The organism is Enterococcus sp. M-BR2 (genome assembly GCF_056612775.1).
In genome coordinates, this window is record NZ_CM152743.1 from 2,177,271 (window position 1) to 2,191,259 (window position 13,989).

The window sequence follows — 13,989 nt, forward strand, 5'->3', positions numbered from 1 at the left end:
CATTTCGATTCCAATTTCCTATACACGGGCTCATGGCCCCAACATACGTAAATCTGATTCTAAAATGACAGTAAAGAAGTTCGGTTTTTGATAGGAACTCGTAGTCCTCAAGGCTTTGTTCGAACTTTCTTTCACTCTTCACTATAATCTAAAAATAGAAAATAGAGGAGAACATCATTCGTCAATGATGTTCTCCTCTAATCTTAGTATGTTTTGTATGAACAGTGTTCAATCAGCTATTCCACGGTATTCGTTCAAGAAACGGCAAAATATGAGAAGCTGTCTTTTTGTTTATTTCTCTAATACTCCGAACTAAACGGCTTTTTCACAACCTCTCGTCAATCACTAGGATTATTAAAGCTTTACTTACCTTTTACCCGAACCATTTCAAATTTAACAAAAAACCAGTATAATAAGGAAGTATCGAAAAAATATCCATAAAAGGAATGTGGAAAATGGACAACCAGCTGACAAAAGAACTAAAAGAAAATTATAACATCGTTTTTCACGATCTAAATTTGCTTGAACAAGCTTTTACCCATTCATCCTATGTGAATGAGCATCGCAATCTGCAATTATCGGATAATGAACGACTTGAATTTTTGGGAGATGCCGTTTTAGAATTGATGGTTTCTCAGTATTTATTCCGTTTATATCCTCATTTGCCAGAAGGAAAATTGACAAAAACACGAGCAGCGATCGTTCGCGAAGACAGCTTATCGAAATTTGCCAAAGAATGTCACTTTGATCAATATGTTCTGTTGGGCAAGGGAGAAGAGAATTCAGGAGGACGTACGCGACCAGCATTGCTTTGCGACCTATTCGAAGCTTTTTTAGGCGCGTTATATCTTGACCAAGGATTCGACACGACCCATGCGTTCATCGAAAAAGTGATTTTTCCTAAAGTCAAAGCAGGTGCTTTTTCACATGAGATGGATCATAAAACAAAATTGCAAGAAGTCTTACAAAAATCAGGTGATGTATCGATCGAATACCGATTGATCAATGAAGAAGGTCCAGCTCATGAACGAGTATTTTGGATCGAAGTTTATGTAGACGATCAATTGATTGGCACTGGACAAGGAAAATCGAAAAAATTAGCAGAACAAGCTGCGGCGGAAAATGCATTAGCAGCACTGTAAAAGTAAGTGAGGGAAAGCTTTGTATTTGAAACGAATTGAAATAGCCGGTTTTAAATCATTTGCAGACAAGACAGTCATTGATTTTGAAAACAGCGTCACAGCAGTGGTTGGACCAAATGGCAGCGGAAAAAGCAATATTACAGAAGCTATCCGCTGGGTATTAGGAGAACAATCTGCTAAAAGTTTGCGAGGCGGAAAAATGCCGGATATCATCTTTGCCGGTTCCGATACCCGAAAGCAGCTGAATATTGCAGAAGTCACAGTGATTTTAGACAATAGTGATCATTATCTGCCATTGGAGTACAATGAGATCAGTGTAACCCGCCGTTATCGACGGACTGGGGAAAGCGAGTTTTTCATCAATAAACAAAGCTGCAGATTAAAAGATATCCAAGAATTGTTCTTAGATTCTGGATTAGGAAAAGAATCATTCTCAATCATTTCTCAAGGAAAAGTAGAAGCGATTTTCAGTAGTAAACCGGAAGACCGTCGTGGGATCTTTGAAGAAGCAGCTGGTGTGTTGAAATACAAGCAGCGGAAAAAGAAAGCAGAACAAAAGCTTTTTGAAACAGAAGACAACCTCAGCCGCGTCCAAGACATCATCCATGAATTGGAAGAACAGTTAACTCCTTTGGCCGCCCAGAGTGAGGCAGCAAAGGAGTTTTTACAGCTAAAAGAAACACTGACTCAAACCGATGTTTCTTTGATGGTTGCTGAAATCAAGACAGCAAAAAAAGATTGGGACAACAAACAAGCACAGCTTGCGGAATTCAATCTAGAATTAGGTAAACTATCTGAGTCGATCCAAGAACAAGAATCCATTTTGGCGAAGCAGCGTAAAGAAAATGCGCAAGCCGACCGTCTGATCGAAAAAAATCAGCAAGTATTATTAGATCTTTCGGAAAAACTGAAGCAGACAGAAGGACAAAAAGATGTTTTGCAGGAGCGGACAAAGCATACACAAAAAAGCTCGCAAGAATATCAAACTTCATTAGCAGAAGCACAAAAAAAGGTTAAACATTTTGAAAAGCTTCAAGAAAGCTTGATGAAAGAAGCAGCAGAAAAAGAAACAGAGATCCAAAAAGCTGAAGCAAATCTCATAAAAACACAGCAAGAATTAGAAAAATACCAAAAATCAACGAAAGAATTATTGGCAGAATTAAGAGATCAATATGTTGATTTAATGCAAGAACAAGCAGCTGTAGGAAACGAACTGAAGTATCTGGAACGTCAATATGTACAAGAAACAGCAAAAAGCAAGCAGACGTTAGCCAAGCAATCGGAAGTAGAAGCATCAGTAGACCGATTGATCTTACAGAAAGAAGAATTGATACAAAAGCAGGCGCAGCTAAAATCATCTTTAACTGAAACAAAAGAGAAGTTAGAAATGATCCAACGAAACGGGAAAAAGTTCCAAGAAGCATTAGCAAAAGAACAGCCTAAAATGTATCAATTGATGAATCAAGTCCAGCAGCTGCGTGCTCGTCAGAAAAGCCTTCAAGAGATCCAAGAAAACTATTTTGGTTTTTACCAAGGCGTTCGATTGGTCTTGCAGCATAAACAGCAGCTTTCCGGTATTGTCGGAGCAGTAGCTGAACTGATCGACGTCCCTGCAGATTTCACGTTAGCCATCGAAACAGCTTTAGGTGGAGCAGCTCAACATGTTATCGTTGAAAATGAAAAAGATGCTCGGCAAGCCATCACGTATTTGAAACAGCAAAGAGGAGGAAGAGCAACATTCCTTCCGCTGACGACAATCAAACCAAGACAGTTACCAGCTCATATATTGACACAAGCGGCAGCTATAGAAGGGTTTATAGGGATTGCCAGTGAACAAGTTGCTTATCCTGATCAAATCCAAACAGTGGTTCAAAACCTGTTAGGAACGATCCTTTTAGCAAAAGACTTAACTAGTGCCAATGCGATCGCACAAACGATCCGCTATCAATACCGAGTGGTTTCCTTAGAAGGTGACGTGATGAATGCCGGAGGATCCATGACAGGTGGAGCGAACAAACGAGGAAACCAAGGCAGTTTGTTTGTACAAAACCAAGAATTGAAACAGTTGACTAGTGAATTCGAAGAAGCAGATAAACAACTTCAAGTGCAAGAAAAGAAAGTTCAGGAGCTGCAACAAGAAACAGCTCGTTTAGCCGAAGAACAAGAAGTTTTGCGTACACGAGGCGAACAATTACGTTTTGAAGAACAAGAAGCGACAAATCAGCTGCAAAACATCATAAACGAACTTGAACGTTTTGAAAAAGAAAAGCAAATCTCAACTTTTGAGACACGTGAGCTACAGCAGTTTATCGAAGATTACGAAAAACAAACGAACGAGTTGAAAGACAAACAAACAGATCTTGAAACGCAACGTCAACAAATCGACGAAGAAATCAAATCTTTAAGTCAAGAAAGTGACCAGATGGAAGCCAGAAGAGCACAAGTGCAAAGTCAAAAAGCACAAGAACAAGCAGATCTTGCTGTCTTGAAAGAGCAGTTTAATCATCTGCAGATCCAGCTCCGCGGTGCCCGAGTCCAAAAAGCAGAGGCAATCGAACGCCAAGAAGCGATAGAAAAACAGTTGGCGACATTGACAGCAGACTTTTCTGATCATGAAGTCACAGAAGAAAGTTTGGAAAAACAAATTAACGAATTATCTGCTCAGCGAGAAACATTAAAAGCCGAGTTGGCAAAAGCCAAAGAGCAGCGAGATAGAAGGCAAAGGGAGATCGATGAGCTTGAAGCAGTCTTGGCAGAGCGTAATCGTGAGCAAAAAGCACGACTGTCGGAACAATCCAAATTAGAAGTCCAAAAAGACCGAGCTGAAATGATTTTAGATAATCATTTGACCTATCTGCAGTCAGAATATCAGCTGACATTTGAGAAAGCTTCCCACGACTATCAAGAAACAACCAATATTGAAGACAGCAGAATAAAGGTTGCCTCCTTAAAAGAACAAATTGAAAAACTGGGGCCAGTAAACTTAAATTCAATCGAACAATACGAACAAGTCAGTGAAAGACATACCTTCTTAGCGACACAGCGAGATGATCTGTTAGCAGCGAAAAACCAGTTGTTTGAAACGATGGATGAGATGGATGATGAAGTGCGGACAAGATTCAAAGAAGTATTTGAAGCTATCCGTCAAGAATTCAAAATTGTCTTTCCCAATATGTTTGGCGGCGGTAAAGCTGAATTAGTACTGACAGAACCAACTGATCTGCTGAAAACAGGTATTGAGATTGAAGTACAACCTCCTGGCAAGAAACTGCAAAGTTTAAGTTTGCTTTCCGGAGGAGAACGAGCACTTACAGCCATTGCGCTGCTCTTTTCTATTATCCGTGTCTGTCCTGTTCCGTTTTGTATCTTAGATGAGGTAGAAGCAGCGTTAGATGAAGCAAATGTAAAACGTTTTGGTCGTTACTTAAGCGACTTCCAAGATGACACACAATTTATCGTAGTCACACACCGCAAAGGAACGATGGTCGCAGCAGATGTACTGTACGGAGTGACGATGCAAGAATCCGGTGTATCAAAAATCGTTTCTGTACGGATGGAAGATATCAATGAAGAGGCGAAAATCAACGAAACGAAAGTGTAGGAACGAAAATGATCAAATTAGTAGCAATCGATTTGGATGGTACATTATTAAATGAACAAAAGCTGATTTCAGATGAGAATAAACAAGCATTAGCACAAGCAAAACAGCAAGGGGTCAAGATCGTTCTATGTACAGGACGCCCCTTAGCGGCGATGGCGCATTATCTGCAAGAATTAGGGCTGGTAGATGAGGGTGATTACAGCATCACTTTCAACGGCGGTTTAGTACAAAAAAACGATACTGGTGAAATCATGGAAAAGAAAGTGATGGAAGTATCAGATATCCAACGCTTATACAAATTGGCTCAGCAATTGGATCTGCCACTAGATGTTTTGTCTGACAATGTGGTTTTACAGCTGCCTAGTGCCCCAAGAAAGCAATCCTTGTACAATGTGTTGAATAAGCTGCTGCAATTCCAACCAGCGGATATAAGCGATATTACAGATGAATTTGTGCTTAATAAGGCAGTAATCGCTTATGACCAAGAAGAATTAGATCCTAAAATCAAAGAAATACCAGTAGAATTCCATGAAATGTATGAGATCATCAAAACGAGAAGTATGCTTTTGGAATTTATGCCAAAAGGTGTCACAAAAGCTTATGGTATTTCTTTATTGGCAAAAGATCTTGGTTTGAAACAAGAAGAAATCATGGCAATCGGTGATGAAGAAAATGATTTACCGATGATCCAATACGCTGGTCTAGGCGTAGCGATGGAGAATGCTGTGCCTTTCGTCAAAGAAGCAGCAGATTTTGTGACAGTCAGCAATGAAGAAAATGGCGTAGCCAAAGTGATCCAAAAATTTGTATTAGATTAGGGGGGAGTCAAATGGGATTTTTTGATAAAATCAAGCGTGCTTTTACTGGCGAAGAGAAAACGGAAGAAGTTGAAGTACAGGAGAAGTATGACAAGGGTTTAGAAAATACGCGTAAAACATTTGGTGAACGGATGAATGAGCTGTTTGCCAATTTTCGAACAGTCGATGAAGACTTTTTTGAAGAATTAGAAGAAACACTTATCGGGGCAGATGTAGGTTTTGAAACAGCGATACGAATCACCGAAGCGTTACGTCAAGAAGTGAAACTCAGAAATGCGAAAAAATCGGCAGAAGTTCAAAATGCGATCATCGAGAAACTTGTGGATCTCTATGAAGCGGAAGGAATCAATGAAGTAAATGAACTAAATATCCAAGAAGACGGACTAACAGTTATTTTGTTTGTCGGCGTCAATGGTGTAGGGAAAACAACAAGTATTGGTAAACTTGCTCATCAGTTCAAAAACGAAGGTAAAAAAGTATTGATGGCAGCAGCAGATACCTTCCGTGCTGGAGCAATCGACCAATTAGTTGTCTGGGGCGAACGCGCTGGTGTTGAAGTTGTTCGTGGCAATGCAGGCGGCGATCCAGCAGCTGTCGTATTCGATGCTTTGGAAAGAGCAAAGACAGAGCAGGCAGATGTTTTATTAGTTGATACTGCAGGCCGACTGCAAAATAAAGTGAACTTGATGAACGAATTAGAAAAAATAAAACGAGTAATCCAGCGGGAATTACCAGAAGCACCCCAAGAAACACTACTTGTATTAGATGCAACAACTGGTCAAAACGCGATGGTTCAAGCAAAACAATTCAAAGAAACAACAGATGTGACCGGTCTTGTTTTGACAAAATTAGATGGTACAGCAAAGGGCGGTATCGTACTTGCTATCCGTAATGAACTGCATTTACCAGTGAAATTGGTCGGGTTGGGTGAAGGCATCGATGACTTGGAGCCGTTTGATCCAAACGATTTTGTCGTTGGATTATTCAAAGGATTACTAAAAGAAGAATAACCCATGTCTAAAAAGCAGGAGCTGTAACAAAAGTTGCAGCTCCTTGTTTGAATGATTGTTTTTAACATAGCTGTGTTTTTGATGCCTTCATTTTTATACTTATTTGTAAGCGGTTCTCAAACAATTTCGTTCTTTTTCTTAGACTTTTTGATTATAATTAGATTCATATGAATTGGAGGTCACTTAATGATGAATTTTAAGCAATTATTATTGCATGTCAATGCGCGCCCTTTTATCGACCAAGCTCGATTTGGTATAGAACGGGAAGGACAGCGGGTTGATCTTGCAGGAAATCTAGCAAAAACCGATCATCCAGCAATCTTTGGCGATCGATCCTATCACCCCTATATCCAAACAGATTTTAGCGAAACACAAACAGAAATGATCACCCCTGTTACCGATTCTATTCCCGAATTATTTCAGTATCTGGCTGCTGTTTATGATGTGACTGCTCGTTCTATACCGAAAGAAGAGATGATCTGGCCATTAAGTATGCCACCTGCCTTACCGGAAAAAGACGAAGAAATCATTATTGCAAAATTAAAAAATTTCGAAGATGTTTTATATCGACGTTACTTAGCAAAAGAATACGGGAAGCGAAAACAAATGGTGAGCGGTATCCATTTCAATTTTGAATTTGGCGATGAGTTGCTAAGAACATTGTTCAGCCATCAGGAAGAATTTCAAGATTTTTCTGAATTCAAAACAGAACTTTATTTGAAAACAGCGAGAAACTTTATGCGCTATCGCTGGATGATCACTTATTTATTCGGTGCTTCACCGATGAGTGAGAAGAACTATTTTATAAATGAATCACATCCGCAAGAACCTGTTCGCAGTATTCGCAACAGTGCGCTGGGGTATACGAATCATCCAAATGTGAAAGTTTCCTATGCTTCTATGAAACAGTATTTAGCAGATATTGAGCGAATGATCGAAGAAGGGAAACTTTCAGAGGAGAAAGAATTTTATACACCGCTTCGTTTCCGAGGTGGAAAGAAAGTCGCAGATTTAGCAACAACAGGCGTTCGTTATATTGAATTGCGGAATATCGATCTGAATCCTTATGCAAGGCTGGGAATCAATCCAGAACAAGTTCGTTTCTTACAATTATTCCTGATGTATATGCTATGGACAGAAGAAAAAGAAGACAGTGACCAATGGGTGGCAGAAGGTACGACTCGAAATAACAAAGTAGCACTAGAACAACCATCACATCAGACTGAATTTCATCAAGAAGGTAGAGAAATTCTTGAAGGGATGAAGCAAATGCTAGCTGAATTGGATTGGTTGGATTCTCTTTATTTAGTGGAGGAAGCATTGACTCAAATGGATCATCCCGAACAAACGTTAGCAGCAAAACTCTATCAAGAAGCACAGCTATCGAGTCAGCAAGAAGTTGCTGTGGCATTGGGGCATCAATATTATAAAGAAAGTCATGAACGTCCCTATCAGTTGGCCGGTTTTCGCGAAATGGAACTTTCTACTCAGATATTTATGTTCGATGCCATCCAAAAAGGCGTCCAAGTCAAAGTATTAGATGAGTCGGATCAATTTTTGCGTCTGCAATTCCAAGACCATGTAGAATATGTGAAAAATGCAAACATGACAAGTAAGGACAGCTATATCGTTCCACTTATCATGGAAAACAAAACAGTAACGAAAAAAGTTTTAAAAGAAGCTGGGTTCCGAGTACCAGGAGGCGCAGAATTTTCATCCATGGAAGAAGCCGTAAAAGCTTATCCAAGATTTGCCGATCAGGCATTTGTGATCAAACCTAAGTCCACAAATTACGGATTAGGTATCACGATTTTCAAGGAAGGGGCTGATCTGGAGGATTATCAAGCAGGATTGGCGATTGCTTTTCGTGAAGACAGCTCGGTTTTAGTAGAAGAATTTATGCCGGGAACGGAATATCGTTTCTTTGTAATCGGTGGAGAAGTCCAAGCCATCATGTTGCGAGTCCCTGCTAATGTTATTGGTGACGGTATCCGAACAGTGAAAGAACTTGTTGAAGAAAAAAATAGTGACCCTTTGCGTGGAACGAATCATCGTGCACCGTTGGAATTGATCCAATTAGGCGAATTAGAACAATTGATGTTGAAAGAACAAGGGTTAACGATCGAATCAGTTCCCCAAGCCAATCAAATTGTTTATCTAAGGGAGAACTCAAATATCAGTACGGGCGGTGATTCGATCGATATGACTGATGAATTTTCTGAAGCTTACAAAAAAATCGCCGTTTCTGCGGTAGAAGCACTAGGAGCTAAAATCAGTGGTATTGATTTGATCATACCAGATAAAGAAATCGATCCTACAACCGATAAAAAAGCATACGGGATCATCGAAGCAAATTTCAATCCAGCGATGCATATGCATGTTTATCCTTTTGCAGGAAAAGGCAGAAGATTGACGATGAATGTATTGAAATTGTTATATCCTGAAATATTTTAAACGAAAAAGCTTTTGACAGATTGTCCTATTTGATGTCAATCTGTTCAAAAGCTTTTTTGCATGTAAAAATTTATGTGTTTTTTCGTTTTAAAATAAACGATCCCAGAAGCTTTTTTTCTTTTTTGGTTTTTCTTTTTCAGATGGCGAAGAGTTTTCTTCTGGGTATTTTTTTTCGATATCGATCACAGGTTCATTTACTGCTTCTTTTGCTGTTAAGAGCAATCCGAATTCCTCAGGATTTGCAGTGACGTAATCGTTGACTACAGTAAATCGGCTATTGTTTTTCGTTGCTAGCTGGATATATTGGTTTTGGACAGAAAGGGGTAGAGCCCCATTCAAGAGTATGGAAGCATCTGGATGTTTTTTGAGTTCTTTTAAAAAGTTTTCTTTGTTTTTCGGGTGGATCATTTCAGCAACAGTCATACTAAGATAGCAACGTTCCCTGAATGTCCCTAAATATTTATGCTGTTCTTCAGGGTTCACTAAAGGTGTACCATAAAGTCCCTTATCCAAATGGCTTTTTACATCATCTTGTGCCATAAAAAATACCCTCCTTCTTCTCTTTGTCTTTCTTACGATTATAGCATATTCCCAATAATACCTAAAACATATGAAAAAGCGGTTGCTTTTGTTCAACGATTCACTTAAAATAAGAATGAAAATCATTCTCAATTAGAAAGGTGGATTGGATGCGCTACGGACGACTAGTAGCATTATTAGTTATTTTAAGTAGTATTTCATTGTTCATTGGAGTATCAAATGTACAATTGTCAGAATTGCTCCAGTTAAATGGGCAAAGTTTACAAATTTTGCTAGCGACTCGTTTGCCGCGAACGATTTGTTTGATCCTTGTGGGAGCGACTAGTAGTATTTGTGGGTTGATTATGCAACATTTGACCCAAAATAAATTTGTTTCACCAACGACTGCGGGCACGATGGATAGTGCGCGTTTAGGTATTTTAGTGGCCATGATTTTCCTACCTGGTGCATCCTTGATCGTCCGATCCTTGACTGCATTTTGCTTTGCTTTTGCAGGAACATTGCTTTTTTTATCCCTTACGCGATTGTTCCCCCAGAAAAATCAATTGATGCTTCCGTTGATTGGGGTCATGTTAGGGAATATCATTGGTTCAGTTGCTACTTTTTTTGCTTATCAATTCCAGTTGGTACAAAATATGACTTCGTGGCTTCAAGGGAATTTTGCGACTGTGATACGAGGAAATTATGAGTTACTGTATGCTGTTGTTCCATTGCTGCTCTTGGTTTGGCTATTTGCTTACCAATTTACGATTATTGGTCTGGGCGAATCGTTTGCAGTAAATTTGGGAATAGATTACCAGAAGATGCAGTTTTTAGGCATTGGCTTGGTTTCATTGGCTAGTGCAGTCATGTTGATCATGGTGGGAAGCATTCCTTTTATCGGAGTGATTATTCCGAATCTTGTCTCTAGAATATATGGAGATCAAGTGCACAAAACCATTGGCGTAACTGCTTTAGCAGGTAGTTTGTTCTTAGTATTTTGCGATCTTGTCGCTCGTGTGTTGATTTTTCCTTATGAAATACCAGTCAGTGTGATCGTTGGAATCATCGGTGGGGCTATCTTCCTTTGTCTTCTGATAAGGGGGCGACGATATGCTTAAAAAAAAGCCGTCTATTTTTATTGGTATGCTTGTTCTTGTTCTATTTGTTACAGGAGTGTACTTGATGATCTATACATATGGAAACTGGCATTTTGCGTGGGTATTGAGGAGCAAGAAAATTTTTGCATTTATCCTTGTCTCGCTAGCTGTCAGCAGTGCTACGATCAGCTTTCAGACAATTACGCATAACCAGTTTTTGACTCCTTCCGTATTGGGACTTGAGTCGTTATACGTCCTTGTCCAAACGGTCCTTTTCTTCTTTATCGGAGGAGTGACGATGCTTCAGCAGACAGGTACAGGTTTTTTCTTATTGAACGTTGGGCTGATGGTCGGGTTGAGTCTGTTGTTATTTTTCTTTCTTTTGAAAAAAATGAAAGCAAATCTTTTTTTGTTACTGATGTCAGGGATGATTTTAGGCACGCTTTTTGGTAGTGTCAGTACCTTTTTACAAGTCATCATGGATCCAAATGAATATGATTTGCTTCAAGGGAGATTATTTGCAAGTTTTGGCAATATCCAAAGCCAGTATCTTTTGCCTGCTTCTTTGATCATTATCGGCTGCTGGTTCCTGTTATTTCGATATCGACATGTGCTAGACGTTTTCCATCTTGGGAATGAACAAGCTGTAAACCTTGGGATAGACACAGATCGATTTGAATTTTTTATTTTATGTTGTGTCAGTCTTTTGACAGGAACAGCAACGGCTCTTGTAGGTCCAGTTACTTTTTTAGGGTTTATTGTCGCAAATGTCAGTTACCGTATATTTTCTACTTATCGTCATGGTCTGCTATTTATCGGAAGCTTTCTAATAGCTATGCTGTTTCTGACAGGCGGACAGCTCGCAGTAGAGCAGATTTTCGGCTGGAATACAACAGTGAGTGTCGTTGTTGAATTTGTCGGAGGAATTTATTTTGTCACAAAATTGATTCGCGAAAGGAAGAGTATCCTATGATCGATTTACAAAAGGTCAATAAACTGTACCATGGAAAATCAGTGGTCAAAGATGTACAGTTAACGATTCCTGAAAAGAAGTTGACTGCTTTTATCGGTCCAAATGGTGCTGGAAAGTCAACAGTGTTGTCGATGATCAGTCGTTTGATACCAAAAGATACAGGTGAAATCTATTTAGACCATAACGAAGTAAAGGCTTGGAAATCCAATGAATTAGCCAAAAAATTGTCGATCCTGCGACAATCGAATGAAATAAATGTCCAAATCACCGTGAAAGAATTAGTAGAATTTGGACGATTTCCTTATACGAAAGGAAAATTGACGACAAAAGATCAGAAAATCGTTCAGGAATCACTGGAACACCTCGGGCTAGAAGAAATAGCAGATCAATCGATTGACACTCTTTCAGGAGGTCAACTCCAACGTGCGTATATTGCAATGGTGCTAGCGCAAGACACGGATTATATTTTACTGGATGAACCTTTGAACAATCTAGATATGAATTTTGCGGTTCAAATCATGCAGATTTTAAAAAATTTAGTACAAAAAATCGGAAAAACGATTGTTATTGTTCTTCATGATATCAACTTTGCTGCAAGTTATGCAGACGAAATTATTGCAATGAAAGATGGGAAGTTATTCACGCAAGGAACGACCCAAGAAATGATAAAAAAAGATGTATTGGATGAATTGTACGAAATGGACATACGGATTTGTGAGATTGAAGGCCGCAGATTCTGTCTTTATTTCTAAAACTAACATTAGGAGAGAAGAGATGAAAAAATTAGTAGTAGGTATCTTGATTCTAGCATCATTTGGTTTAGCAGCATGTGGAAATAGTAACAATACCAGTCAGGCAGACACAAAGAAAAGCAGTACGCAAGCTGAAACGGCATTAACGATAAAAGACAGTAATGGTGATCAAATCGAGGTGCCAAAGAATCCTGAAAAAGTCGTCGTATTCGATAATGGTTCTTTAGATACGATGGATGCTCTTGGTGTTGGAGATAAGGTAGTTGGAGCAGCTACGAGCAGCCTTCCTGAGTATCTTTCCTCCTATAAAAAAGTGGAATCAGCAGGTGGGATCAAAGAACCAGACTTAGAAAAAATCAATCAACTTCAGCCAGATCTGATCATCATTTCTGGTCGGCAAAGAGATTTTAAAAAAGATCTAAGTCAAATCGCTCCGACCATTTTCCTTTCTTTAGATGCGAAAAAGCCATGGGAATCTTTCCAGCAAAATGTCACTACTTTAGGGGAGATCTTTGGCAAGCAAGAAGAAGCCAAAACTCAATTAGAGGAATTATCCAATGCAATCGATCAGACGAAAAAGAAAGCAGAAGCGTCTGACAAAAAAGCACTAGTCACACTTGTGAATGAAGGGCAATTATCAGCCTATGGATCAGGTTCTAGATTTGGTTTCATCCATGATTTATTTGGCTTTGAACAAGCAGATGATCAAATCGAAGCATCCACTCACGGTCAAAGTGTTTCTTATGAATATGTGCTAGAAAAAAATCCGGATATCTTATTTGTGGTAGACCGAACAAAAGCTATCGGTGGAGACGATAGCAAAGATGATATTTCTGCCAATGAACTGGTAGCACAAACGAATGCTGGTAAAAATCAGCAGATCATCTCCCTTGAACCAGATGTCTGGTATTTAAGCGGGGGCGGTTTAGAATCAATGAAACTGATGATTGAAGATGTGGATCAAGCATTTAAGTAGAATCAATAATAATCGAAAAAATTGAACCGACCTCTAAAAGTTAGATTTTCCAGCTAATTTTTAGAGGTCGATTTTTATGTGTTTGGGCAATCTTTTTTCTTTAATACTAAGGTCAGAGCGCTGATTTCATAAACTCTATTCACGCATGTGTCTCAGCAAGCGGTTGATAGTTGATGATCTGCATTTTTCGATAAAAATCGGCGGGAAGCTTACTCCAACGTTTTAATAATTGATAGAAATAACTTTCTTCTGCTTTGATCTTATACTCGCTTAATATCAATCCAAAACTATTCGTTTGTTTTGCAGCTAATTTTTTATAGATATCCAATGCTTTTGTTTTATCTTCATTGACAAAAAGTGTTTTTACTTCAATATAAGAACCCTCGATGTTTTGTGTTTCTTCGATAAAATAGATACTTTTTATATATTCTTTCATAGTGATTCCTCCAAAGAAGTCTTTTTATTTGATAAGTTTACTTTACCGAAGAGTTGTTAATAATCCGTGAACAAAAAGTTATTCTTTTTCCAATAGTTATTAAGGGATGTTTATTTTTTTGAATATATTTTGTTATTTAAGGAATGGATAAGGTTGGACAAATAACAGGTTGCTTTTTGGGGCCTGCTTCGCTATAGTAGATAAAAAA

At 38.8% G+C, this 13,989-nt stretch carries 11 protein-coding genes; 9 read left to right on the forward strand and 2 right to left on the reverse strand.

Going from position 1 to position 13,989, the window contains the following annotated elements:
* Positions 1-455: 455 nt before the first annotated feature.
* The 5 genes from rnc to gshAB all read left to right on the forward strand — a co-directional run bounded on the left by rnc (position 456) and on the right by gshAB (position 9,025).
* Positions 456-1,142 carry a ribonuclease III gene (rnc, locus tag AC1F25_RS10615; RefSeq protein ID WP_002287896.1) on the forward strand — a complete coding sequence of 229 codons (687 nt, stop codon included), beginning with the start codon at positions 456-458 and terminating at the stop codon, positions 1,140-1,142.
* Positions 1,143-1,161: 19 nt separating this feature from the next.
* Positions 1,162-4,743, forward strand: coding sequence for a chromosome segregation protein SMC (smc, locus tag AC1F25_RS10620; RefSeq protein WP_479994094.1), 3,582 nt, complete (start codon positions 1,162-1,164; stop codon positions 4,741-4,743).
* An 8-nt stretch (positions 4,744-4,751) separates the two neighbouring features.
* A complete protein-coding gene (locus AC1F25_RS10625) occupies positions 4,752-5,561 on the forward strand; it encodes a Cof-type HAD-IIB family hydrolase (RefSeq protein ID WP_002313942.1) in 810 nt (269 codons plus the stop codon).
* An 11-nt stretch (positions 5,562-5,572) separates the two neighbouring features.
* On the forward strand, positions 5,573-6,571 hold the full coding sequence (gene ftsY / locus AC1F25_RS10630) for a signal recognition particle-docking protein FtsY (RefSeq protein ID WP_479994095.1): 999 nt from the start codon (positions 5,573-5,575) through the stop codon (positions 6,569-6,571).
* 186 nt (positions 6,572-6,757) lie between these two features.
* Entirely contained in the window at positions 6,758-9,025 is a 2,268-nt protein-coding gene (gshAB, locus tag AC1F25_RS10635) for a bifunctional glutamate--cysteine ligase GshA/glutathione synthetase GshB (RefSeq protein ID WP_002329753.1), read from the forward strand.
* A gap of 87 nt (positions 9,026-9,112) precedes the next feature.
* Here gshAB and AC1F25_RS10640 read toward each other — a convergent pair whose 3' ends face one another.
* Positions 9,113-9,565, reverse strand: coding sequence for a YueI family protein (locus tag AC1F25_RS10640; RefSeq protein ID WP_002316567.1), 453 nt, complete (start codon positions 9,563-9,565; stop codon positions 9,113-9,115).
* Between the two features lie 149 nt (positions 9,566-9,714).
* On the opposite strand from AC1F25_RS10640, the gene AC1F25_RS10645 reads away from it, so the two are divergent.
* Genes AC1F25_RS10645 through AC1F25_RS10660 form a run of 4 tightly spaced genes read left to right on the forward strand, consistent with a single transcriptional unit; the run spans position 9,715 to position 13,345 of the window.
* Positions 9,715-10,665, forward strand: coding sequence for an ABC transporter permease (locus tag AC1F25_RS10645; protein ID WP_002309823.1), 951 nt, complete (start codon positions 9,715-9,717; stop codon positions 10,663-10,665).
* Positions 10,658-11,617 (forward strand): iron chelate uptake ABC transporter family permease subunit, encoded by a 960-nt coding sequence (locus AC1F25_RS10650; protein ID WP_151668762.1) that lies wholly within the window; start codon positions 10,658-10,660, stop codon positions 11,615-11,617. The genes AC1F25_RS10645 and AC1F25_RS10650 overlap by 8 nt, the downstream gene beginning before the upstream one ends.
* A complete protein-coding gene (locus AC1F25_RS10655) occupies positions 11,614-12,369 on the forward strand; it encodes an iron ABC transporter ATP-binding protein (protein WP_002312363.1) in 756 nt (251 codons plus the stop codon). The genes AC1F25_RS10650 and AC1F25_RS10655 overlap by 4 nt, the downstream gene beginning before the upstream one ends.
* Before the next feature lie 22 nt (positions 12,370-12,391).
* The gene (locus AC1F25_RS10660) at positions 12,392-13,345 is read left to right on the forward strand and encodes a siderophore ABC transporter substrate-binding protein (RefSeq protein WP_151668763.1); all 954 of its coding nucleotides are present in this window, start codon (positions 12,392-12,394) and stop codon (positions 13,343-13,345) included.
* A gap of 139 nt (positions 13,346-13,484) precedes the next feature.
* Here the strand turns inward: AC1F25_RS10660 and AC1F25_RS10665 are convergent, their stop codons facing one another.
* Complete coding sequence (locus AC1F25_RS10665; RefSeq protein ID WP_002290488.1) at positions 13,485-13,781, reverse strand: hypothetical protein; 297 nt, start codon at positions 13,779-13,781, stop codon at positions 13,485-13,487.
* Between the last annotated feature and the right edge of the window lie 208 nt (positions 13,782-13,989).

Excerpts from the sequence above, each read along its gene's own strand:
- rnc (WP_002287896.1), top strand. The coding sequence starts at position 456 with ATGGACAACCAGCTGACAAAAGAACTAAAAGAAAATTATAACATCGTT.
- AC1F25_RS10625 (WP_002313942.1), top strand. The coding sequence starts at position 4,752 with ATGATCAAATTAGTAGCAATCGATTTGGATGGTACATTATTAAATGAA.
- ftsY (WP_479994095.1), top strand. The coding sequence starts at position 5,573 with ATGGGATTTTTTGATAAAATCAAGCGTGCTTTTACTGGCGAAGAGAAA.
- gshAB (WP_002329753.1), top strand. The coding sequence starts at position 6,758 with ATGATGAATTTTAAGCAATTATTATTGCATGTCAATGCGCGCCCTTTT.
- AC1F25_RS10640 (WP_002316567.1), bottom strand. The coding sequence starts at position 9,565 with ATGGCACAAGATGATGTAAAAAGCCATTTGGATAAGGGACTTTATGGT.
- AC1F25_RS10645 (WP_002309823.1), top strand. The coding sequence starts at position 9,715 with ATGCGCTACGGACGACTAGTAGCATTATTAGTTATTTTAAGTAGTATT.
- AC1F25_RS10650 (WP_151668762.1), top strand. The coding sequence starts at position 10,658 with ATGCTTAAAAAAAAGCCGTCTATTTTTATTGGTATGCTTGTTCTTGTT.
- AC1F25_RS10655 (WP_002312363.1), top strand. The coding sequence starts at position 11,614 with ATGATCGATTTACAAAAGGTCAATAAACTGTACCATGGAAAATCAGTG.
- AC1F25_RS10660 (WP_151668763.1), top strand. The coding sequence starts at position 12,392 with ATGAAAAAATTAGTAGTAGGTATCTTGATTCTAGCATCATTTGGTTTA.
- AC1F25_RS10665 (WP_002290488.1), bottom strand. The coding sequence starts at position 13,781 with ATGAAAGAATATATAAAAAGTATCTATTTTATCGAAGAAACACAAAAC.